Origin of the sequence: Pedobacter frigidisoli, assembly GCF_032678525.1 — a bacterium.
Taxonomy (GTDB): Bacteria; Bacteroidota; Bacteroidia; order Sphingobacteriales; family Sphingobacteriaceae; genus Pedobacter; species Pedobacter frigidisoli_A.
The window spans coordinates 660,921-683,398 of record NZ_JAVTSE010000003.1; the positions used below are offsets into that span (position 1 = coordinate 660,921).

The window sequence follows — 22,478 nt, forward strand, 5'->3', positions numbered from 1 at the left end:
ACAGGTTCACTTGATGGAATTTAGTATACCGACATAACCACCGTCAGAACTCATATTAATTTTAATTGATGAGGTAGTTGTAACAATCAGTTTTCGCTTAATAACATGTGTGGGAAATTTCCCCGCGTCTGAGGCATCAGACCAATAAGTTAGCTCATAAACTCCTTTCGGAAGAAAATCCAAGTTGAGCATCAACTTCCTGGGTGTGGAGTTATTCATAGCACCAATAAAATATTGTTTACCGCTGCGTTTAACCATTACTACATGTTCACCGGGATAGCCAGAAGGAACATAAATATCATCCCATACAGTTGGAACCAACTTTAAGAAATCTGCACCCGGCTGACCGAGAACATGATCCGGATGATCAGAAAATACTGTGAAGGGACTTTCATAAATTATGAACTTAGCAAGTTCCGCGGCTCTGGAATTCATCACTTCGGTCGGAGAGCGTTTCTTGAAAGCTTCTCGTGTAACGTTTAGAAAGCCCCCTGGTGTATAATCCATCTGACCGGCAAGCATTCTGGTAAATGGAATAGTAAGATTATGGTCAGCAGTCACCCGATTGGAAAACTTTGAAAACTCTTCTCCAAGAACGCCTTCCCTAGTGATCATATTAGGAAAGGTTCTGATGATGCCATCAGGCTTAAAAGCGCCGTGGAAATCAACCATTAAGTGATGTTGGGCTGCAGATTCAATGATTTCTCGGTACCAGTTAACCATTTCCTGATCATCACGCTCCATAAAATCGATTTTTACACCAGCTATACCCCATTTTTCATATAGTGCAAATGCATCCTTGAAAGCGCTATTACGGTTGACATCATTACTATATAACCAGAGCCAGAGCTTCACTCTTCGATCGCGTGCATAGTCTAACAATTCCTGCATATTCAATTTGCTATCTGCTTTCGTAATGTCCGATTCGGGACTATTAAATTTCCCATACCATTGCCAGTCGATGAGCATATAAGGCCACCCCTGAATGCCAGCAAAATCTATATATTGTTTAATTGTTGGCATGTCCATCTTTACCTCTCCACTCCACCAATGATCCCACGCACTTATTCCAGGCTTTATCCATGACACATCGCTTAATGTACAGGAATCATTAAGATTTTGAATAATTTCTGATTCTATCAAGCGCCCAGGCTGTTTCCCTACCATGATCACCCTCCATGGGGTCGTAATTTCAGTGGCAAATCTCGCCTTGACGCCGTTATCTCCCTCACCTTTTAACGGTGCAAGCAGGGTATTCAATGCTATTTTTCCGGAAGTGGTATTAATATCGAGGCCCAAGTAAAAGCCGGGATAGTTCACGATCTTAGCCTCTGCGATGGCAAGATAGGATTGTATGTTTTTTTCAATCAATAAGGGAAGACCAGCTTTTACACCAGATTTAAGCTCTTTAAGGAGTAACGGCTTAAATTCAGCTTCCTGCCCAGATGAATAGCTTTTATAATCTGCTACCCATGCTTTTGCTTCAGCTGGAAGGCTATAAGTTGTAAGTTCGGATGTAATCTCCCGTGAGCCAATGATCCCTGATCGGTAAAGTCGATATCTAAATGCAACCCCATCGTCAAAAACCCTAATTTCCAGATCCAGTTTTCTTTTCAAGTCTGATCTTTCAATCATTTTAAAAACAACTTCTTTATAATGATTTTTAACCAATTCATGTTTCGACTTTATAACCGGATTCCAACTCTCATTGACCTCTTTTTCATTTTTTGAAAGAACAGTCAGATCTGCGCCCATATCAGGTTCACCTTTAAAGGAAAATCCCATTTTGTTAACCTGTAGCAGCTCTTCTCCTTTCCTAGTGATAGTAAAATTTAGGTAACCGGAGGTACTTAACAATAATTTTATTTCACCAGAAGGAGAAGGAATTGGATAAAGCTGCGCGTGTAGATTCAAAAAAAAATTTAGAAATATGATGATGACCGTAACTGCTTTCATTTTTAAAATTTCATTATAATTTATCGACTACTCATTAAAAGATGATGACTATCAAAATTGAAAACCGCACAATATTTGCCCAATGATTTTAATCGTCCCAGTATGGAGGGAATAAAACCTGCTTTGGATTTGCATAACAATGCGTTCCAACGGTCGCAAACTAATTGATGATCGACACAGGGAACTACAAAATATATTCGATCATACCACGATGACCATACTGGGTGATTAATCATGTATATTTGGTTAGTTGCTTTCTGGTCTAAGCCACATTACAGATCCTAATGCTAAATTAAAATACAGAATCATTGCAATATGTTTCCTGAAACAGCTGTCAATAATCAAGTGTATTCACCAGTAATACCAACATTCAAATTTAGTAGAATTACCTTTCGCTACATTTGATTGAAAGAGACTTTTTTTTATACAAATCCGACATTACCTGAATATTTTTGTATTTTTTTTTCGATATTGCATAAAAAAGCTGAGGATTTAGGCCAAAAGCACAATTCAAACCAATAATGGCATGTCAAAAAGAATATTGAAGCATACCTTCTCACTGATGAACGTTGACCATGTATATCTCGGAGAAAAGTGGAATTACATAAATGTAATCAGTCCTTATTTTCGTTTATATTATATCAACGAGGGTGCAGGTGAGATATCCGATGTAAAAAAAACGCTTAGACTAGAACCAGGACATCTTTATGCCATCCCGAGCTTCACCCTATGCAACCTCTGCTGCTCGGATCAGCTAAGTCAGTATTTTGTGCAGTTTTTTGAAGAATCTCCAGATGGCATTTCCCTTTTCTTCAACAATCGCTCAATAATGAAGGTTCGAGCACTGGATATAGATATTGCGAATTTTAAACGGCTTCTTGAAATCAATCCGGGAAGGGGGATCAATAGATCAGATAATCCCAAGGTTTATGAGAAAAACATCTTTTATAAGGAATATCAGGCTTTAAACGATCAGCAAAATCTTTCCGTTTTTCTTGAGACGCAAGGCCTGCTTCTCCAATTGATATCCAGATTTGTGGCTTCGATAAATTTCAGGCCTAAAGAACTCCTGCAGATCCCAACGAAAATTATGGAAGCCATTAGTTATATCTCGCTAAATATAAGTAATGAACTTACAGTTAAGTCTCTTGCCGATCGGGCAAACCTAAATGGCGACTATTTTTCTCGTCTGTTTAAACAGTATACTGGTGGAAGCCCTATTGATTATATCCACGAAAAGCGCATTGAACGGGCTCAGTACTTGATAGTTACTACAAGAATGAGCTTTACAGAAATAGCGCAATTAACTGGTTTTGAAAACATTTTCTATTTTTCAAAATTGTTTAAAAGAATTACTGGTACGACTCCTGGAAGATACAAAAAACAGAGTGAACTGATTAATTAGATATTTTAACCAAAGGTAAAAATGATCTTTCGTCTTAGCCCTAGTTTGATTTTGATATGCAAGCCATCGTCAACCTCAGTAAAACTATGATAATTAGCTTTTCATTATTCAGCAATATGTCGTAAAAATAGTTTATTGAATAAACAAATAGCAGTTTTCTGGTTACCATAACATATCACTACTATCATCACCCGAATGTTTGTCTGCTACCCAAATGGAGTTAAAATTCCTTCCCCTTCCTGAAATACAAACTTATTAATATATTTCTTAGATCTTTTTGTTTCGAGAAGGAATATTAAAACTAAAGAGGCGGCTAAGAACATGACATATTAAAAATCGCTACGAACTCCATAAGCTGGAAAATATCAACCAATAATCTTAGGATCATCCCTTTTTGGAAGATAGCTTATAAGGGACAGATATGCTCAAACATGAAGCAACAAAAAATTAGACACCTCTTCTGCTCCAGGACAAGATTGAATTAAAACCCAAGAAAATAGCGGGAGCATCCGCCCCCTGCTACAATCATCACTAACTAGTTGTTCTTCAATGAGTTTATCCAATCTGCCATGGTTACCAACATTTCCCTGGAAACGCCTTTTGTAATTTTGCTGTATTCTGTGGGAACACATGATTCACAGGGTAATAGTAGATGGTTAACATTTTTAAGTCTCACTATTTTCACCCTATTGTGCTTCGCCGCCTTGGGAAAAGTTGCCCAATTTCTCAAGTTTTCTTCACAGGAAACCATCAAATCTTTATCACCATTAAATGCCAGAATAGGAATATCTACTTTTTTCAAGGTTTTTGCAGGATCATATTGAATAAAATATCTGTACCATTTCCCTGCAGCCATGGGAATCCACCGATGGGCTGGAAATCTGAAATGGTCAAATTTGATATTCAAGGAATTGAAATAAATGGAGTCCTGTTTTTTCCAGGAGGTATAAGCTTGGGTTAGCATCTCTTCCATATCAGGGGAATTTGCATATTTTAATGCAGTTTGAAACATAAGCTTATTCACTTCATTTGAGCGTTTCTTATCGTAATCCGGCAATTTTGCCTGGCTTACAATATCTTGATTCTGCTTAATCTGCGCATCATAGCCACTCATACATAGACCAGCGATGCTAACCAGATAGGCAACATTTTTACTTTTGGAAGCAGCAATGGAAATACTTGCTCCCCCTTCACTATGTCCCACGAGCCCAATCTTTGCAGCATCAACTTCTGGTCGTGACTTAAGATAGTTGACAGCTGCAAGTGCATCATTGGCAAAATCACCTGTAGTTGCCTCATCATAGTTGCCTGAAGTCTGACCAACCCCCCGGTCATCCATGCGCAAGACGATGATCCCATTTTGTCCAAGATAATCAGCTATCTCAGCAAAAATTCTGTGTCCTGCCATTTTCCCGTCTCGGTCCTGACTTCCTGTACCTGACATAATGATCACTGCTGGCAGTTTTTTACCTTCTATTACTGGTAGCGTTATATCTCCACCATAGGTGAGTCCTGTTGCAGTGCCAACGAACTGAATACTGTCAGTTTTATAACTTAGTTTTTGTTGAGCCCATAGCTGGACAGAAAACAACAATGCTATTACTAATAGTAAAAATCTAACTGAACTTTTCATCTTATTTTATTTTTTTTGCTAATTCAACCATATTAATAATTTCGTCCGCCAATCCTGTGGGGCTGCCATTATAGCCAGTACTGATAAACCTGAGTGTACCATTCGCGTCGATAATGAGTTTAAGGGGAATTCCCGAAAGTGTAAATGTTTCACAGATTTTTTTGAAAACTTCATCATTTTGCTTACCCCCAGGTAGTTTATTATCGAAAAGAATGTTGAAAGGGTAGTTGTTCTCTATGATAAACTTCGCTACCTGATCTTGATAACCCTCCTTGAATTCTTCGGTATCTACAAAATAAAACGCGACAGTTGGATCGTTTTTATAATGATCAACCGCTATTTTCATTCCAGGGAATGCAGCCTTACACGGCACACACCAGGTTGCCCAGAAATCGAGTACGACAGTTTTTCCTTTTAGCGAGGATAGACTAACCCGTTTGCCGGTCGTGCTCTCCATACTAAAATCAGGCATTTTTTTGCTTACTTCCGTACTTGCAATCTGCTCCTTTTCCCTATTTAGCCGGTCAGAATCTTTAAGCCTGTTAAAATATTCCTCGAAGCCGGACATGCTTTTGTTATTGCGCTGGTAGTCCGCTTTGAGAAGCGTTAGCATCGCCTCGGTACTCTGATTTTGAAACACACTTTTTTCAAGTGCCTCGTGAAGCTTGGCATATTCTTTACTGGCATTCAACAGCGCTGTATAATCGTCGTTCAAATTCGCTTTTGTGAAATTCAAAATTTTTTCGGCCTGTTCAGCATACCTCAAGGCCTCGTCAGGATGGTTAGTATTTCTGGCAATATTAACGTGATTGATCAAAGGAATCATCGCAAAATCATGACTGAATTTCTCTTCCCATTCGTATGGAGTCATATACCAGAATTCATTGGGAACAGTGTTTTTCAAGAATTCCAGCCGCTTAATTATTTTCAGAGAGTATGGGTAAAGTCTTTCATCGGGAACATCCTTTCGGGAATGAGCAATCTGTATCAATTTATAATATAGGTCAATCAAGGTCGCGTAAGGAAGTTCATCCAGATAAGATTCCATAGCCGGTAAGGGATCGGAAGAAGTTAAAACTATGGCCAAATATATGGTAGGATATTTGATATAATTTTCCTTGTCGAAAGTTTGGTCAGTATTTTGTTGTGGATAATCTTTGATAAATGCAGTAGCAAGTTGGTTTTTTCTCTTTTGGTCTCGTTCTGCTAACATGGAAGTATAATCCAGCAATTTTTTCATGTTACCTTTGGGGAATTTTGCCAAAATAGCACTATTAAGGGAGTCAGCGTTATGTTTGTTCATTAAAACAGATGCCTCGATTTTCCATGCCCTCCATAGTGCTTCTTCAGTTCCATTCTTTTTCAAAAAGGAAACAATTTTTTCTATGCGCTCTTGTGATCCAGGCTGTTTTTTGAGATTGATCCATTTAGCCATCGTGAGCGCCAAAGGAACACCAGACTCCTGGGGGTGGTACCTTAATTCCTGTTGAAGATTAAAAGTAAGAGCCGTGTCGCTTATTGAATACTTTTTGAAATAGTTAGGGACCCCGTACCCAAATGTGGGATAGCGGAGCAGCCCCCATGCAGCAAACGTCCCAGGAAGGTTAATGCTTTTATTATCCTTATTGTAGAGCATAATAAAATATCCATTATCGTTATTGTTGTCCGTTGCCTCGCCGGCCATAAATTTAAGTGCAGCCAGCGTGGCCTGTGAGTCTGGGGTAAAGGTTGCCTCAAAGTTGTTGTCCGTTCTTTTAAAATTGAGTTTTGAGGCTTTCCAATCATATCTGATATACTGATAGACTATGGCGGAGACAGTTCTGCTGTTTTGTAGAGGAGTTCCTATTGGATTATAGCTAAGTTCTACGGGTTGGCCCGGATAAGCTTTTTGAGGGAGTATTGTTAAATGATTCGGTTCCTGAGCATTGGCGAATGATACGGTGAGGACCATGGTAAGGAAAAGAAAGCTTCTGTTTAAAAATTTCATTTGATTATAATTACAGTTTTGTCCGCAATGTTCATGCGGCATCGGGTGGAAAAAAATTACTGGTACTCAGACCCGTAAACATTAAAACATGTGTGTGTATCTAAGGATTTTGTTCTATTTCAGGGCTCAACTGGATTTGATAAGGTGGAATCTGGAAAGTGTAACGGTTGCTTGTAGGGGAAAGTGTATATGTTGTACCTGAGAATACCCTTGTGTAGTTTCTTTGGAACGGTACTTCGCTTTTCAGACGACGCATATCCCACCAACGCAACATGCGGCAGAAAAACTCCCTTCTTCGTTCTTCTATAACCACTTTGAGTGCTTCTGATCCGCTTGTTGCCACGAGCTCTGCATAATCAAGTGCTTTAAAGCGTTTTTTGCGTAAACTGTTTACCCAAAGCATGGCCGAGGAAGGATCGTTATTACGAGCATAATATTCCGCTTTTATTAACATCATTTCAGGAACATTCGGCCCGATATTACGTGCCTCATTCATTGCCCTGTCGCGGAAAAAGTATCGTCCTGAGGCGAGGACATAATTGGAGGAGATTGTTGAAGCGGGAACGGTAAATAAACTATACCGTTGATCTTTGGTACCCAAAATATTTAACAGATCATCACTCAAGCGCATAACAGTGGGGGCAAATGAACTTATTCCTCCAACAGCGATTTTGGACAACAATATTTCCGGATCACTACGCCTTATCGGGTAGGTTGCAGAATTAATAGTCGTTAACAAACTTAAATCGTTCAACGTACTGCGGATCGCCAAAGTACTATCGGCATATTTGTTTGCCGAGCTATAATCGTTCATGTATAGATAACATCTTGCCAGCTCTCCATAAGCCGATGCCTTAGAAGGAAGTGTATTAAAAGCTTGTGCAGCAGGCAGGTTACCAACTGCCGTTTTCAGATCCTTCAGAATCTGATCATAGACAGATTGTGAAGAGGGTCTTTTTAAAGATTGAGATACCGTCTGCGTCAGTACCATTGGTACCCCTAGGTCAGTGCCGGCCGTGGATGCAGTATAAGGCTGGGCATAAGTGTTCATTAACATCAAATAAGCATCGGCACGGTGCACTAAAGCCTCCGCGGTCAAAGCTTTTTTCTCAGCCTCTCCTCCAGTAGCGGTGGGAAGTTCCCCTATAATGGTATTACAATAAGCGATTGCGTTATACATCTGGTTCCAGTTGTTATCAGTCTGTAAGGTTGTAGAACCGATAGGATATAAAACGGGCTGCCAGCTATAGGCGCTCTTCCAATAGGTATAGGTATCAGAAGACAGAGTGATCTGCTGGGTACTTCCGTCGACGAGTTGAACATCATCAGAGGAAAGATCGCCGATCTGCGGACCATTTTCAAAAGAAGAAGTGCCGTTCAGCAAAGCCCTGTAATTGGCAATATCACCCGGAACCAGGTTACCCTGGGTTTTAATATCAACATATTTTTCGCATGATGGTAACCCCAGAATTACTGCGACTGAAAGGAGGTGTAAAATATTTTTTATTTTCATGTTATATCAATTGATTTAGAGATGATAGGATTATCATGATTTCTCACCATGTGTTATCTAAGAACATAATAATTCCGAGCATCTAGTCATTTTAAAAATTCAGGTTTAGGGTAAGATTGTAAGAAACCGGTGCTGGCAGACTTCTGTTGGAACCTGGATAGTTAGCAAAGTCAGGGTCATATCCCTCTTTGTTTGCAGTCCATAATAACCCAATATTATTTACGGACATCCCAACTTGAGCTGTTTTGATCTTCAGTTTACCAATCAGCTCCTGTGGCAGCTGATAATTCAGGCTTAGCTGTCTTAGCCGGATATAATCTCCCTTCAAGACATTGATATCAGAATACTTGTATCTATTTAAACTATTAGTCACGGCAGTTGCCGTACCATTTAAGCCAGGTACATCGGTATTAGACTCATCTCCCGATTTTATCCACCTCTGGGCAATGTCTGCACTTAGATCATAGCTTACTGTACGTGTCCCGGTAATGTAACTTTGTATACTCGGTTTGAGAAATACATTTCCGAACTGGTAGGTAGCCTGGGCGGCGAGGGTGAACTGCTTATATTTTACCCCGGTAGTAAAACCTCCATAATATGGAGCAGTCGTTCTGCCTGCATTTTTAAAAACTTCAATTGAAGCTATTGTTGATGTTGAAGCGGCAATGATGTTATTGTTTTGATCATAGACTTGCGCTAGGCCATTGGCATCAAGTCCAGCATAACGGTATACGTAGAGTCTATCGGCAGCATCTCCATTCACAAAACCAATCCCCAGCGGATAATTACCAAAATTGCTCGAATAGTTTGCCGCCAGCAGTCGACTGTCAGTAACCCGGTTGGTGTTATAAGAAAAATTGAATCCTGCTGTCCAGGAAAAATTCTCATTACTATAAATCATTCCATTCAAGCTTGCATCCAGACCTTTTCCCTTTAGGCTGGCAGTATTTCTTGTCAGATAGCCTGCACCAATATTACCGGTATAGACAGCACTTATTGGAAAGCTATATAATAGGTCTTTCGAATCCTTTCGATAGATATCTACACTTCCGTTGAGCCTACTATGGAATAAACTGAAATCGATACCAATATTAGTCTCATACACCTTCTCCCATTTCAGCTCAGGATTTGCAAGTGCGATAATAGATGCATAATCCCGGCCAGTTACAAGATCATTTGATCCCACCCCGATATTGGTATAGGGATAGGTACTGAGTGAAAGATTTCCATTTACACCATAGGTGGCGCGGATGTCTAGCTTATCTACCCAGCCGACAGGCTTCATAAAGTTTTCGTGGCTGACGTTCCACCTCAGTCCTGATGACCATAAAGGGGTAGCTCGGTAAGAACGGTCCAAGCCAAAATTATTATAGTCATCATACCTAACGCTTCCAGATATTGCATATTTTCCATCGTAGGTATACGAGGCATTACTATAATAAGACAAAAATCGCCTTACTTTATCCGCTTGTGTTGGATACCCACCTCCGTTAAATGTAGTGTAAGAAGTTGCTGAGGTACCATCAATGTACGCATAGGTAGGTGTAGAACTAAAATTTATACTACTATTGGTCAATCCTGTCTGTGGATTATATCCGAAAAGTGTACCTGAACCCTGTCCAATATTTGTTTCCCTGATTTCGGCACCTGCAAGTGCTACGATCTGATGTTTTTTAAACGTCCGCTCGAAATCCAACTGTCCACGCAAGCTATAGTTATTCTGAGAAGTTTTGGTCTGCTGAAAAATTCCTCCATTGCTGATTCCTAAACTATTGGAACTTGAAGAACCGAAGGTGTAGTAATTTACCAGATCTCTGAATTTAAATGTAGCTTGGTTAAAATATGTCCTCATGTCGCTATTTGAATTTTCCAGGTTATATATTGCACTGGCGGTTAGTCCTGTTAAGATTGGAATCCTTAGATTGACACTGGCCTGATAATTATAATCATTTTGCGAAAAATCTGAGTTTTGTTGCTCATTCAAGTAATTATAGGTCCAGTCTTTGTAAGCGGATGACAGATTTTTAGTGTAATCCGGGTTGATGCGGTTATATGATAAACTATTTCCGCGGTCATCAGCCAACATCTGGTAGGGCATCAAAGCAAACTTATCATTCGAGTAGATACTTTGCAGGCCAATACTATTGAAGCCATATTTGAAAAATGTACCCTTGAAACTGGTGGACAACGTAGCATAATTAAATAACTTCCAATCATTGTTCAAAGTGGCGGTAATCCGCCTGCCCGAGTTGCCAACGGTCCCAGAATTTTCTTTGCTATAGGATGTAGAATAAAAATAAGTTGATCGCTCTGTACCGCCACTTACAGAAAAATTGTATTGCTGGTTATTTGGATTCTGCAAAATATAATCGCTGATCTGGGACCGATTGTCAAGATTACTCCATTGACTTGTTTGTGCGTCGTATTGCGCTTGGGTAATAGTTCCTGCTTTTAATTTTTGAGCAAGGTAGGTTCCAGCAGAATAGAAATAATAGCTTGAGATGAAATAACTTGAGGGAGAAAATGCAGGAAGGAAGTTACGATCGACCAATTCTTTTTCATACGCTAATGTCTGGGAGGAGTTCATAAGCTTCATGTAATTTAGCTTTTGTTTATCAGCCACCATAAAACTGGTGTTAAAGTTGATAGATGGCGTTGCATTAGCCTTACCTCTTTTTGTTGTGATTACGATTACACCATTTGCCGCTCGAACACCCCAAATTGATGCTGCTGCCGCATCTTTTAATATGCTGATATTTTCAATATCATTCGGATTGAGCGTAGAGATATCAAATTCAGTAATGACGCCATCCACGACAATTAATGGGAATTTTTCAGCCTGTAATGTACCTGTCCCCCTTATCGCAATATTATAGTCATTGGCTCCTATTGTTCTAGTTCCCGAGCTGAGCGATTGCGTGGTAGAGGGGGTGCTCCCAGAGGCATATGCAAAACTTCTATCCCCCGACACTATATTAACCTGCAGACCAGATGCCATACCTTCAATCCTTTGTATAATATTTGGAGAGGGCATTTTCTCAAGGTCTTTTGCCGTAATTACGGACACAGCGCCAGTTATTCTATCTTTAGAAATACTTTGATATCCGGTATTTACAGTAACAGAAACATCATTAAGCTGTCCGGTAATTATCTCCATTTTGATGTTTCCCATGTCGCTTTTGACTATTAATTGCTTGATTTTGAACCCGACATAGGAAATATTGATAGTAGTATTTTCCTCCACATTTTTCATTTCAAAATATCCGTTCCAATCTGTACTTGTGGATATTTTACGGTCCTGAGTCCGAATAACTGCCCCAGGTAACGGCTTCCCTTCTTCATCTACCACCCGTCCCTTTACATCTATAGCTGAAAAGATCGCAGCTATCCGATCAAAAACATTCTTCTCTTTCCTGCTGATAACGACTGATCTATTACCCACAGAAAATTCAAGTGGTTGTTCACCCAAAATCTGAGCTAATGCTTTTTTTAGTTCCATATCTTTGATCGCAATGCTGACGGGGTTTGTTTTCCTTACATCGGCCGTTGAATACAGGAAGTCAAAACCAGTCTGTAAGCTGATTCTTTCAAAAACTTTTTCTAAAGGAGTATTCCTTTCATTAAGGGTAATCTTTTGAGCGAAAGAATTAGCCGATAATTGTAAGGTGGCTAATATCAAAATCAGAGTGGTCAGCTTCATAATTATGATGCATTTTGCTAACTGCCGAAGAAAGGGCAGAAGTTTGTTTGTGTAAATATTGTACATTTGCTTGGTTTGGTTGTTGCAGCATTTACGTCAACATGTATTTGCTGCTGGTTTAGGGCAATACCACCTGTTTGACTGATGGGGTATTGCATATGAGTTGATCATGAATAAATTACCGGACCTGTCTCCCGGGTTTCGATTGGCGTCGATACCCGGATTGTTTTACTAAGCCACAGTTATCAGATAGCGCTAATCCATAACTACTACCCTCCTTCCCTCAATTCTAAAATGAACTAACTTGGTTTTTTGCAACATATTTAACACCTCTGAAATATTTTTGGTATTCGATATCTTCCCGCTAAAGCGTTCTTTCGTCGGGCTACCTTCAAACACCACCTCAATATTGTACCATCTTGAAAGCATACGCATAATGCTTTGGATAGAATCATCATCGAACCTGAAATCACCTTCTTTCCAAGCTACCGCATACTGAACATTCGTTGTTGACTGCAATATGTCCTGATCGCTTAATAATAGTTGCTCTCCGGGCTTTAATTCATTAACCTGATGACCCCTCAGGGAAGAGACCTTGACGTTCCCTTCCAGAAGACTGGTTGTTGTATAAGGTTCATCGCGGTAACTGTTTACATTAAAATGAGTTCCCAAAACTGATATTTCTTGTAGAGCAGTACGCACTTTGAATGGATGTTCGGCATCTTTAGCTACCTCGAAGTATGCTTCACCATCCAACTCTACCAATCTATCTCTTGCATTAAATACTACAGGATATCTAATTGAAGAAGAAGCATTTAACCACACCCTGGTTCCATCAGGCAGAACGGCACGATAATGGCCTCCAATGGGTGTTGCTAATGTATTATATTGGGTTTTGGCCAATTTCCCTCGTTTTTGGGCATGATCAGAATTATATACGATGACACCTCCTGCTGATAGGCTTAGGTTATTAGCTATCCTTTGCGCTACACCGGTCTTCTCTTGCGCTTCTAGCGTGATCCTTTCGCCATTGCCCAAGGTTAGTGTTGCAGTGTTTTCAGCCGGTCGGATGTTTTGTGCAAGTGGTAGAGGCTGCTGCTCTATCTTAGAAAGTTGCCTTACTATTCCAAATAAAACGAAAAAGAGAATTACCGCAGCTGCGCTTATGCTTATCCATAATCTCACCGAGGCGGCGGTCTGCCTTCTTGTCTTCAATAGATTCAACCAAACTTCTTCCCTAACTGCTTCCAGATCATCATCGTGAATGTGATGATGTGTATTGGCGGCTGTCTGATTGAACCAACTTTCAATCAGGGCCTGTTCAGATTCATCTGAGGTATGGCCCAAATAACGTTGTATTAGATAATCGGCACGTCGCTTATTCATATTATTCCTAGGGGATATAATGTTAAGAACCGCAACTACAACCGAGGTAGTATAAGAATTTTACTTTTTTTTTTAAAAAAAAGGATAAAAGTAGATCCACACGCCGAATTTCCCTTTGAGAATTCTTAAGGCGTTACTTATCTGTTTTTTAACTGTGTTTTCCGCAATATTCATCCGTTCAGCTATTTGCTTGTGGCTAAGATTGTGTTTTCTGCTTAGTTCGAAAGCTTCGCGCATTTTTTCAGGAAGAAGAGCAATTTCCCTTTCAATTAATTCTGACAATTGCCGCTCCCTTACTAAGTGATCGGTGACTGAAACGCCGGAACTGATGAAAAGATCAAGGGAGTCGATATATTTCTGATAGGTTTTATTTCTGCGAAAAATTTTCAGGATCCTGTTACGCACTGCTGCATATAGAAAAGCAGATAATGAATGCTCAATCTGAAACTTCCCTGAAAGGGCCCATAAATTCATAAACACATCCTGTACAACGTCCCTCGCCTCAGTTTGTTCGTTCAGGAGACGACGCGAAAAAAGGTATAGGATGGTAGAATATCTGCGATAAATTTCTTCGTATGCCGATTCGTCTCCATTGTTAAACAAGGAAACTAGCTCTTCATCAGTGTAGGTTTTAATCTCCAATATTGGTCATTTACAGAGCAAAGGTACAAAAACTAATTTTCAAATATCAAGACCACGATTGCGAGAAAGGCCGTGATGTATCTAATTTAACAGTAGTCATCCATAAGCGCAGCGCAAATCTTAATTACGTACTGTATTTAATTGTTTTTAACTGATGACTATTGTTTATGTCATTATCACATTATACTTATGCCACGCAATAATACTTAAAGTTGGGTGAAGGAGATACTTACAATACAAAGTTTCTGCGATCGCTAGAGGATTCCACTTTAGCTTTGTGAGAGTAGATAAATGACCAGACACTTTAATGATATTTGCTATTATCAAAATTAGTATTTCCTCATTAGATCTACAAACTCACCTATACTTCCCTTGCGTTTTTTTCTGAAGGCTAGATCTGTGTAAAGGGTTGCACAGTATTCACTTGATCCTTTAAGTGCATGCCATTCGGTCCATAGCCGATCATATTCTCGAATCGACTGAGCGACAATCTTTTTACCGGATTCTTTTTTATAGCCACCAGAAGCCTTTTGGAACATCAGTATCCACATCTGCTCTATTAAACTATACTTTATTCTTCCATAATGGCAAGATACTTCTAAAGCTTCCTGATCTTCCTTCCTGTTTAAACAAATCTGCTTAGAGATTGCTTCAATACGCAACCAAATCGCAGTCGATTCAGCCTTTTCACTTAAAATCCTATCCACTTTACCTAACTGCAGAGCTTCTGCCAAAACCCCCTCATTATCTGATGCGGAAAAGTATTCATCTCTTGACCACCAAACTGCATTAGAAACATAACTATTAAGCTGACCCTTCCTTACACCTTCAATACTAAGCAAACATAACTCCCTGAAGAGATCTGCCTGATAGCCCTTTAGGCCTATCTTTGATGTGTATTCATCGAAGATTTCCTCCTCTTTTTTCTGCGGCTGCATTGCCCATTTAGCGACGACATAAGTATTAAGGTCATTCCATAATTCACTTTTTATATACGGACCATCCCATCCCCCGCCGTTTGACCAGGTGATTACTCCAGCAAATAATCCCTTACTGAGAATGTCTTTTAGTCCTCTTGGAGATCCTTGGTTGGTAAAGCCCCCCGTGAAAGAGTGTTTTGTGCGGTCGATTACAAATTTCGTCTCAGGCCAGCCATCAATTACCCCCTTACCTACGTAATAAGGGTGGGCACCTTTTCCATAGGCTTCCATCCTTGATTGGGACTCAATCAATTGTTGATGTCTCCCAATGCCTATTGTGGGATTGAAAGGGGTCATCCTGTGAAAGTCATCCTGTTGATATTTAATCACAAAAAAAAGATTTGGGTGAGGTTCGATCTTGTTCGTCACTGCCAAATAATATTCAGGATTTGTGTGAAAGTTGAAACCAAAATCCCATGTTCTGTAAAATAATTTTTTATTTCTTTTTACACACACCTCTTCACGAAGTATATTGAGCATCGTAATATGGTCTGCTATACCTAACTGTCCGTCTCTTATAGGTCCTGCTCCAGAGTGATAGGGTGTATCATGGAGATAAGTTTCTCCAAAACGTAATGTTAATCCGCCGAGTAATGGGAATCGGTTGAATATTCCGGAAATCTGTGCCCTTAATAACTTTTGAGTTCGTTTGCGTTGCATATCCGGTTTTCGATTTTTGAGCCCTTGACGTTTGGCTAGTAATTCAGTCTCGGAAACCATTTCATTTCCATAGCGGCGCCATATTGACTCTGGAAACACCAGAAAATCCGTGAAAGGATAAACTTCAATACCATTAAGGACACATTCAGATAACTTTGCGTCTATTTCTTTAGCCTTATTTTGAATCCAGAGTTGTTCGTTACTATCCGAGGATAAGTGACCATCAGCTTCTTGATATACTATTGCACAATTCACCGGCCAGTGAGCAACCATCCCGTTAAAACCTTGTGATTTAAGATACTCAGGGCTATTATACTTTGTTTGGAAAGGTTTCTCCCCCGGGTTGTTATGAACCATGTCTAGAATATAACGGGGCTTACTGGAAACAAGGGGCATCTGTTGAGCTTGTAAAGAGATACCTGCAAGGCACAACAACAAATTCGAAATTATACATATCATTACACTAGATCTCACCGATAAATCATGGGTACCAATGGTTGAAAGGCGGTGGAGATTTCTTATTGAAAGCGAAATAACGGAGTAATGCATATTTGGTTAGTTACGATAATGATGTATGTAGCAAAGTTATAGGTTCATCAAACGATGAACACCCAACAGATAAGACTTTTTATTATACAAATCCGACATTCCTAATTATATACCTGAATGCTTTAAGCACGATTATCAGACTTGTAGTTCAGGGAGATCTCATGTGACTTAAGTTTCCCACCTAATTAATGGAATATTTAAATTGCTTTAACACTCGTTGTGTGTCCTAGTGTAAATTATCAAAGTAAAATAATGCTTGGTGATCTCTGTAACATCGAACTTGATTTCAGTGTTGCCAGACTACTGCATCGTAAAATGTCTATTCATTTCTGTAGCCATGCGTAACCCAAGTTTCCAAATACCAGAAGTCCCAAAATGGACGAAATCATTGGGATACTTCGTATTTCTATCGTTCGCTCTAAAACTTAAGCCATCAGTGCTTACTAAGAATGCACCTTTAGTAGCCAAAGATGATCCACTTTGTTGATCGATATCCCTCTGAGCCTTTCGAACTTCTAAAATACCCTTTCCTAGATTTGGAGGTGGATAGACATGACCATAAACGAACAGCATTTTTCTTGCATTCAGATCACTCCTGACACGATGTATAAATCTTTTTAAATTTTTACCGTATCGACTGCTCGCGATTCCTCCCTTATCTGCGTCCGATTCTCCCTGTTGCCACGCCATTCCGATTATTACAGGTAGATACCCTTTTTTTCTTAGACTATCTAAGCCAATCTTTACTGTTTTTATAAAAATTTGGTATTGCTCACCTTGCCCGGAAAAGTCTTTTCCACTACGACCCGGATCCCATTGGCTATATAGGTTTGTTCCTGAATGGGCATGTTTTATAATTGCTATTTTTGCTTTAGGACGAAGCTCATGAAGTTTATACCCCAGGCCTAATTCTAAACCAAATCGATCTGGAGATTCTGATGCTTGATGTAGTGGGTGCCACGATAATGAAGCGAAACCGCACTGTAAATGAGGGGGACCTGAATGAAAAATCAGGACACTGCTCTCCACTCTCATATCTTCGCTAAAGTTTGAGACATATCCCTGTCCCGTCGCGTTTGATTGTCCGCCAATTAGATAAACCTCAATTTTTTCTTGCGCATTTAGGTAGTCATTGAAAAATGTAAACAAAAAACATAACAAAAAAAATCTCATTATTCAAATAAGGTTATTCCAAAAATATTTGAAGTTAAAGCTCTGATTTTATTAATGATAAATATTATACAAATCAGACTAATTGTTATACAAAAACTACAATTACTTAAAACTAATGATTAACAATTTTATTCATTCCAGCTTTACATTTAATTGTTTTAGCGGTAATTCACTGCATCTAATACTCACAATAAGCTGCGTAAAATTAATTTATTGGTTGCCGCGTCCTGTTCAGAATGGCATTGTCCCAATGTAACACTTAAAATGTTGAGCTTTTTGGTGAAACTGTAACTAGTCTTGAGATTTTTTTGAGCGAAACAAAACATTTTTCCATACACTGTAACTCTAAGGTACACAGGAGAGGTACCAAAGTATTTGCTGTAAAATCTAACTTAAAAGTTCCTCTTATACCTGTACTTTTGATTCTATCGAATTTCACCCTGCTTTTCAGCCAAATCCAATAGCCAACGAGACACTAACCTATAGATGGTAGTTTTGCCAGATAAAATTCTAAAATTTCTATTCTCCTGAAAGATTAATGATATTGAGAAAAGCGTTGTATACATGTATTTTCAAATCGATTTCTCCAAACAGAACCATTTACGTTAATTTATAACGTCTTGTTTACATCATAGGATGGAAGGGCAAAAACGGTAATTCCTCACACTTTCAAAATCATAATTAAATAAAACTTGAGCAACACTCAAGATTGAACAGATAAATTATACACATTAAATATTATATGGTTACCTATAGAAAACAATAGACTCATAATGTTTCAGTTAAGTAATAGAGAAGGCCAGGTATAAGTATCATTTCTTCATGGGGAAGATTGACTGGATTTAAGCTTTCCAATATTTAATGTATTATTATATATTGGAAAGCATTTAATCACTAACCCGCCGCTTAACGCTGCCCCATAGAAAGAGATTTCATTTCCATTGCGACCTTTTTCTGTTTTACTTTAGAATAAATCTGTGTTGTACGAATACTTGAATGTCCCAGCATATGTGATACACTTTCTATTGAAATTCCTTTTTCCAATGTAATAGTAGTGGCAAAGGTATGTCGTGCAATATGAAAAGAAATCTTTTTATCAATCCTTGCTTTTTTTGCAATTATCTTCAAACTTCTATTCGTATACTGATTTGAAGGACACGGAAAGATAGTCTGCCTATTGATTGCCTCCGGCGATAACTTATACTTTTGAATAAGTGTTAGAGCTATTGGAAGAACTAGCACATGAAAACTTTTCTCGTTGGTTGTAAGCGTTTTTTTTCGTTTCATTACAAGCCAAACCCCACCGTCATTATCTGTAGTGATGTGATGCGCGGAAAGTGTACTCATTTCACTATAGGAAAGCCCTGTATAGCAACTAAACACAAACATATCTCTCACAATTGCCTCTACATGATTTGGAAGGTCCAGGCTTTGGAGTGAAGCTATTTCTAGATCATCCAATACTTCTCTATCTTTGGTAATCAATTTCCTAGTGAAATGAATAAATGGATCGCGTACTATCCAACCAAATTTTAAGGCAAGCCCCATCAACTTCTGAAACCGTTCCATATGCTTCATTACTGTGTTATTGGTGCAAGGCCTTTGGCCTTTATCTGGAGATTTGGTTCGAAGATAGACTCCAAAATCCGTAATAAACTTGAAATCAATTTTTCCCAATTGAATGTCCGATATTTTTTTTCTTTTTAAAAACTCCAAAAGGAATCGTTCAGTCGAATAATAATTTTTGAGTGTTCCAGGGGCTAAAAGTTTGCCAGGCTGATCAAAGTGATATTTGATCAAGTTTTTTAATGTCTTACCCTGATCTTCACCTTCAAATTTGATCTTGATCTTTTCAGCTGTGACTACCTCTTTCAGAAAACGTAACTCATCGTAAGCCTGATTAATCTCATTTAATATCTGCCTCATTCGGTCACGAGCTGCAATGTTCTCAGACGAATTCCCCTTTAGCTTTTGAGCTTTTTGGTTCCATTGCGCTACTTCCACTGTCTGTTTGACTGGAATAAAAACCCTGCTTCCATCAACAGTAATTTTAACATAAATTGGAGCCCTTCCAAAGGCCTCCCTATTGCGTCTAACAAAGAAAGTGACGCTAAAACTGTGGTTAGATTTCATAAAATCTTCTCCTTAATTTGCAACCAAATCGTAACCAAAAACAGCAAAAAACGTGGCGGACTTGATTAGCTTTTTTGTTTTAAAAAAAATTAATTACAAGAAAATTTCAGTTTTGAAGAGATCACAAATTTATAAAGAAAATTTTGGTTAACTTTTGGTTACGATTTGGTTGCAAAATATTTGATATATAATGCCCCATATTGCCCCACCTAAAAAAACAAAACCCCCTAAATTCACCATTTAGAGGGTTTTTGATACAAACTGTATCTGTAGTTGTCGGGATGGCAGGATTCGAACCTACGACCTCCTGCTCCCAAAGCAGGCGCGATACCGGGCTACGCTACATCCCGAACAAGGTATCACCTTTTGTAAACCTTTTTAAAGTAGGTTAAAACTTTTGTCGGGATGGCAGGATTCGAACCTACGACCTCCTGCTCCCAAAGCAGGCGCGATACCGGGCTACGCTACATCCCGAACTTGGTATCTTCTTTTTTTACTTCCCTTCTCCAAGGGGTGGCAAAGATATGTTTTATAATTTATAAAACGATTATTTTTTGCCTTTTTATTTCAATTTGCGGAGAGGGCGGGATTCGAACCCGCGGTACCGTTACCAGTACGACAGTTTAGCAAACTGTTCCTTTCGGCCACTCAGGCACCTCTCCGTTTTCCTCAATCATTTTGTCATACCGACCTTGTTTTGAGGTGTGCAAATATAGTAAAACAACCTATTCTACAAAAAAAAATTACAAAATTTGTTGATAATCTATGCGCACATGATAGATACTCATGAGCATCGTCTTGAATATCAATTTGATAGTTTCGATATCTTTTAATGTCAAATCGCAGTCATCGAGCTGATTTTGCTCAAGTTTGTAATTAATTATCCTTTCAACAATATCATTTATATTCTGCGCATCGGGATTTTTCAGACTTCTGGAGGCAGCTTCTACCGAATCGGCAAGCATTAACACCCCTTGCTCTTTGCTAAAAGGTATCGGTCCGGGGTATCTGAAAATGTTTTCATCAACAAATTTTTCCGGTGTATTTTTTAAAAACGACTGATAAAAATAATCGACCCGGGTATTTCCATGGTGCGTACGGATAAAATCTATGATCACTTCAGGCATTTGATTTTTCCTTAAAATCTCTATTCCCTTATGAACATGCTGGATAATAATCTGCGCACTTTGTTCGTATGGCAGTTTATCATGCGGACTAATGGCTGTATTTTGGTTTTCGATGAAGTATTGCGGATTATCTACTTTACCAATATCATGATAGAGTGCTCCTGCCCTAACCAATACAGAATTACCGCCTATCTTAAATATTGCCGCTTCTGCAAGGTTTGCCACCTGCAATGAATGCTGAAAGGTTCCAGGTGCTTTAAAAGCCAGTTCCCGTAAAAGTTTATTGTTGGTATTGGTGAGTTCGATCAGGGCCACATCTGATGTGATACCGAAAATACGTTCAAACAAATAAATTAAAGGGTAAGCCAGCAATGATAACAGTACGCTAAATATAAAGGGCACAAAGTTGATCCATTCAATTTCCCTAAAGGAACCTTCGCGCAAAAGTGCAATACCAACAAAGGCTACAAAATATGACATCAGGATATATAAGGCAGAAACCAGAAAACGTTCACGCTTTACAAAGTTCTTAATACTAAAAATAGCGACCATACCTGCTGTAACCTGATAAAACACGAATTCGAAACTATTGGCTACGAAGAAACCGGCAACCAGGATAACCAGCATGTGGAGATAAAGTGCCAGTCGGGTATCAAATAAAATCCGGATGATAATAGGGACGACGCAGAAAGGTATGTAATATAAGCTTGGGATCTCCATTTTTATCGCCCAGGTAAGCGCAAGTAACATTCCGGTAGTCACAATCAACAATAGCGAAAGCTGACGGTTATCGGCAAATATATCTTTACGAAACAGGAACAAAAACGACATGAGTATGGTTAAAATAAAGCTTACCAATACCACCTGCCCGAGATATACCAGCGCGCGGCTGCCAATGGTTTTGGTTTGCGCATCGTAAGTTGACTTATAGGATTCAAGCTTTTGATAGATATCATCATCAATGACATCATTCTTAGCGACAATCAACTCGCCCTTTTGCACCATTCCTTTTGTTGTAGAAATATTATTCAGGGTCGTTTCTTGAATCGTCTGGGTTAAGCGTTCGTCGAAAACGATGTTCGGGGAAATATGATCAAGCGCCAGATTAACAATTAAATCTACAACCACCTGATTCGGCGCTTTGAAATTGGCTTTAAAATAATCCAATGCGGTTTCAACTGTAAATACATCCTGTGTATTCACCTCCCTGGCCACATTATTCTCCATCAGCGAAAAATCGTAATTTTTACCCCCTGCCTGATGTTTGACGTTGAGGCCAATGATTCCTTTATCATAAACAGACTGCAGAATTTTATAAGCCTGAGCTTTATACTCCATCCGGTCTTTTTCACCAAGCTGGGTTGATTTCCATTTAATATCAAATTCATTCGAAAATTCTTCAAGCGAATTGTTGGTTACTTCCCGCTGATATTGATAAACGGGCAAAATATCTTTAAGCGCATTCTTCTTATCGGTACTTACCTGCGGATTAGTTTTCAGGATAGCAAAACTGAAAGGAGAAATTAGGTCTTTATTTTTCCATACTGTATTCTTTTCAAACTCGTACCTGAAGCGGGGTTGTTTTGGAAGGAAAAGCGTAATGATGAAAACCGTAAAGATCATCATCAGATATT

Annotated in this window: 12 protein-coding genes and 3 tRNA genes; 1 reads left to right on the forward strand and 14 read right to left on the reverse strand. The window is 39.0% G+C overall.

The window, feature by feature from the left end:
* Positions 1–6: 6 nt before the first annotated feature.
* Positions 7–1,956, reverse strand: coding sequence for a glycoside hydrolase family 97 protein (locus R2Q80_RS11760; protein WP_316799804.1), 1,950 nt, complete (start codon positions 1,954–1,956; stop codon positions 7–9).
* Between the two features lie 526 nt (positions 1,957–2,482).
* Here R2Q80_RS11760 and R2Q80_RS11765 point away from each other — a divergent pair.
* On the forward strand, positions 2,483–3,361 hold the full coding sequence (locus R2Q80_RS11765) for an AraC family transcriptional regulator (protein WP_316799805.1): 879 nt from the start codon (positions 2,483–2,485) through the stop codon (positions 3,359–3,361).
* A 535-nt stretch (positions 3,362–3,896) separates the two neighbouring features.
* Here R2Q80_RS11765 and R2Q80_RS11770 read toward each other — a convergent pair.
* From R2Q80_RS11770 to R2Q80_RS11830, 13 genes are all read right to left on the reverse strand, one after another.
* Complete coding sequence (locus R2Q80_RS11770; RefSeq protein WP_316799806.1) at positions 3,897–4,994, reverse strand: alpha/beta hydrolase family protein; 1,098 nt, start codon at positions 4,992–4,994, stop codon at positions 3,897–3,899.
* A gap of 1 nt (position 4,995) precedes the next feature.
* On the reverse strand, positions 4,996–6,981 hold the full coding sequence (locus R2Q80_RS11775) for a TlpA disulfide reductase family protein (protein WP_316799807.1): 1,986 nt from the start codon (positions 6,979–6,981) through the stop codon (positions 4,996–4,998).
* A 100-nt stretch (positions 6,982–7,081) separates the two neighbouring features.
* Positions 7,082–8,494 carry a RagB/SusD family nutrient uptake outer membrane protein gene (locus R2Q80_RS11780; protein ID WP_316799808.1) on the reverse strand — a complete coding sequence of 471 codons (1,413 nt, stop codon included), beginning with the start codon at positions 8,492–8,494 and terminating at the stop codon, positions 7,082–7,084.
* A 91-nt stretch (positions 8,495–8,585) separates the two neighbouring features.
* Positions 8,586–12,194 carry a SusC/RagA family TonB-linked outer membrane protein gene (locus R2Q80_RS11785; RefSeq protein ID WP_316799809.1) on the reverse strand — a complete coding sequence of 1,203 codons (3,609 nt, stop codon included), beginning with the start codon at positions 12,192–12,194 and terminating at the stop codon, positions 8,586–8,588.
* A gap of 255 nt (positions 12,195–12,449) precedes the next feature.
* On the reverse strand, positions 12,450–13,541 hold the full coding sequence (locus tag R2Q80_RS11790) for a FecR family protein (protein ID WP_316799810.1): 1,092 nt from the start codon (positions 13,539–13,541) through the stop codon (positions 12,450–12,452).
* A 111-nt stretch (positions 13,542–13,652) separates the two neighbouring features.
* Positions 13,653–14,222 (reverse strand): RNA polymerase sigma-70 factor, encoded by a 570-nt coding sequence (locus tag R2Q80_RS11795; RefSeq protein ID WP_316799811.1) that lies wholly within the window; start codon positions 14,220–14,222, stop codon positions 13,653–13,655.
* Positions 14,223–14,551: 329 nt separating this feature from the next.
* A complete protein-coding gene (locus R2Q80_RS11800) occupies positions 14,552–16,258 on the reverse strand; it encodes a hypothetical protein (RefSeq protein WP_316799812.1) in 1,707 nt (568 codons plus the stop codon).
* 453 nt (positions 16,259–16,711) lie between these two features.
* Complete coding sequence (locus tag R2Q80_RS11805; RefSeq protein WP_316799813.1) at positions 16,712–17,584, reverse strand: sialate O-acetylesterase; 873 nt, start codon at positions 17,582–17,584, stop codon at positions 16,712–16,714.
* A gap of 906 nt (positions 17,585–18,490) precedes the next feature.
* The gene (locus R2Q80_RS11810; RefSeq protein ID WP_316799814.1) at positions 18,491–19,717 is read right to left on the reverse strand and encodes a site-specific integrase; all 1,227 of its coding nucleotides are present in this window, start codon (positions 19,715–19,717) and stop codon (positions 18,491–18,493) included.
* 276 nt (positions 19,718–19,993) lie between these two features.
* Positions 19,994–20,067, reverse strand: a tRNA-Pro gene (locus R2Q80_RS11815).
* A 50-nt stretch (positions 20,068–20,117) separates the two neighbouring features.
* Positions 20,118–20,191: transfer RNA gene (locus R2Q80_RS11820), tRNA-Pro, on the reverse strand.
* Between the two features lie 101 nt (positions 20,192–20,292).
* A tRNA-Ser gene (locus R2Q80_RS11825) sits at positions 20,293–20,379 on the reverse strand.
* A gap of 81 nt (positions 20,380–20,460) precedes the next feature.
* On the reverse strand, positions 20,461–22,467 hold the full coding sequence (locus R2Q80_RS11830) for an HDIG domain-containing metalloprotein (RefSeq protein WP_316799829.1): 2,007 nt from the start codon (positions 22,465–22,467) through the stop codon (positions 20,461–20,463).
* Between the last annotated feature and the right edge of the window lie 11 nt (positions 22,468–22,478).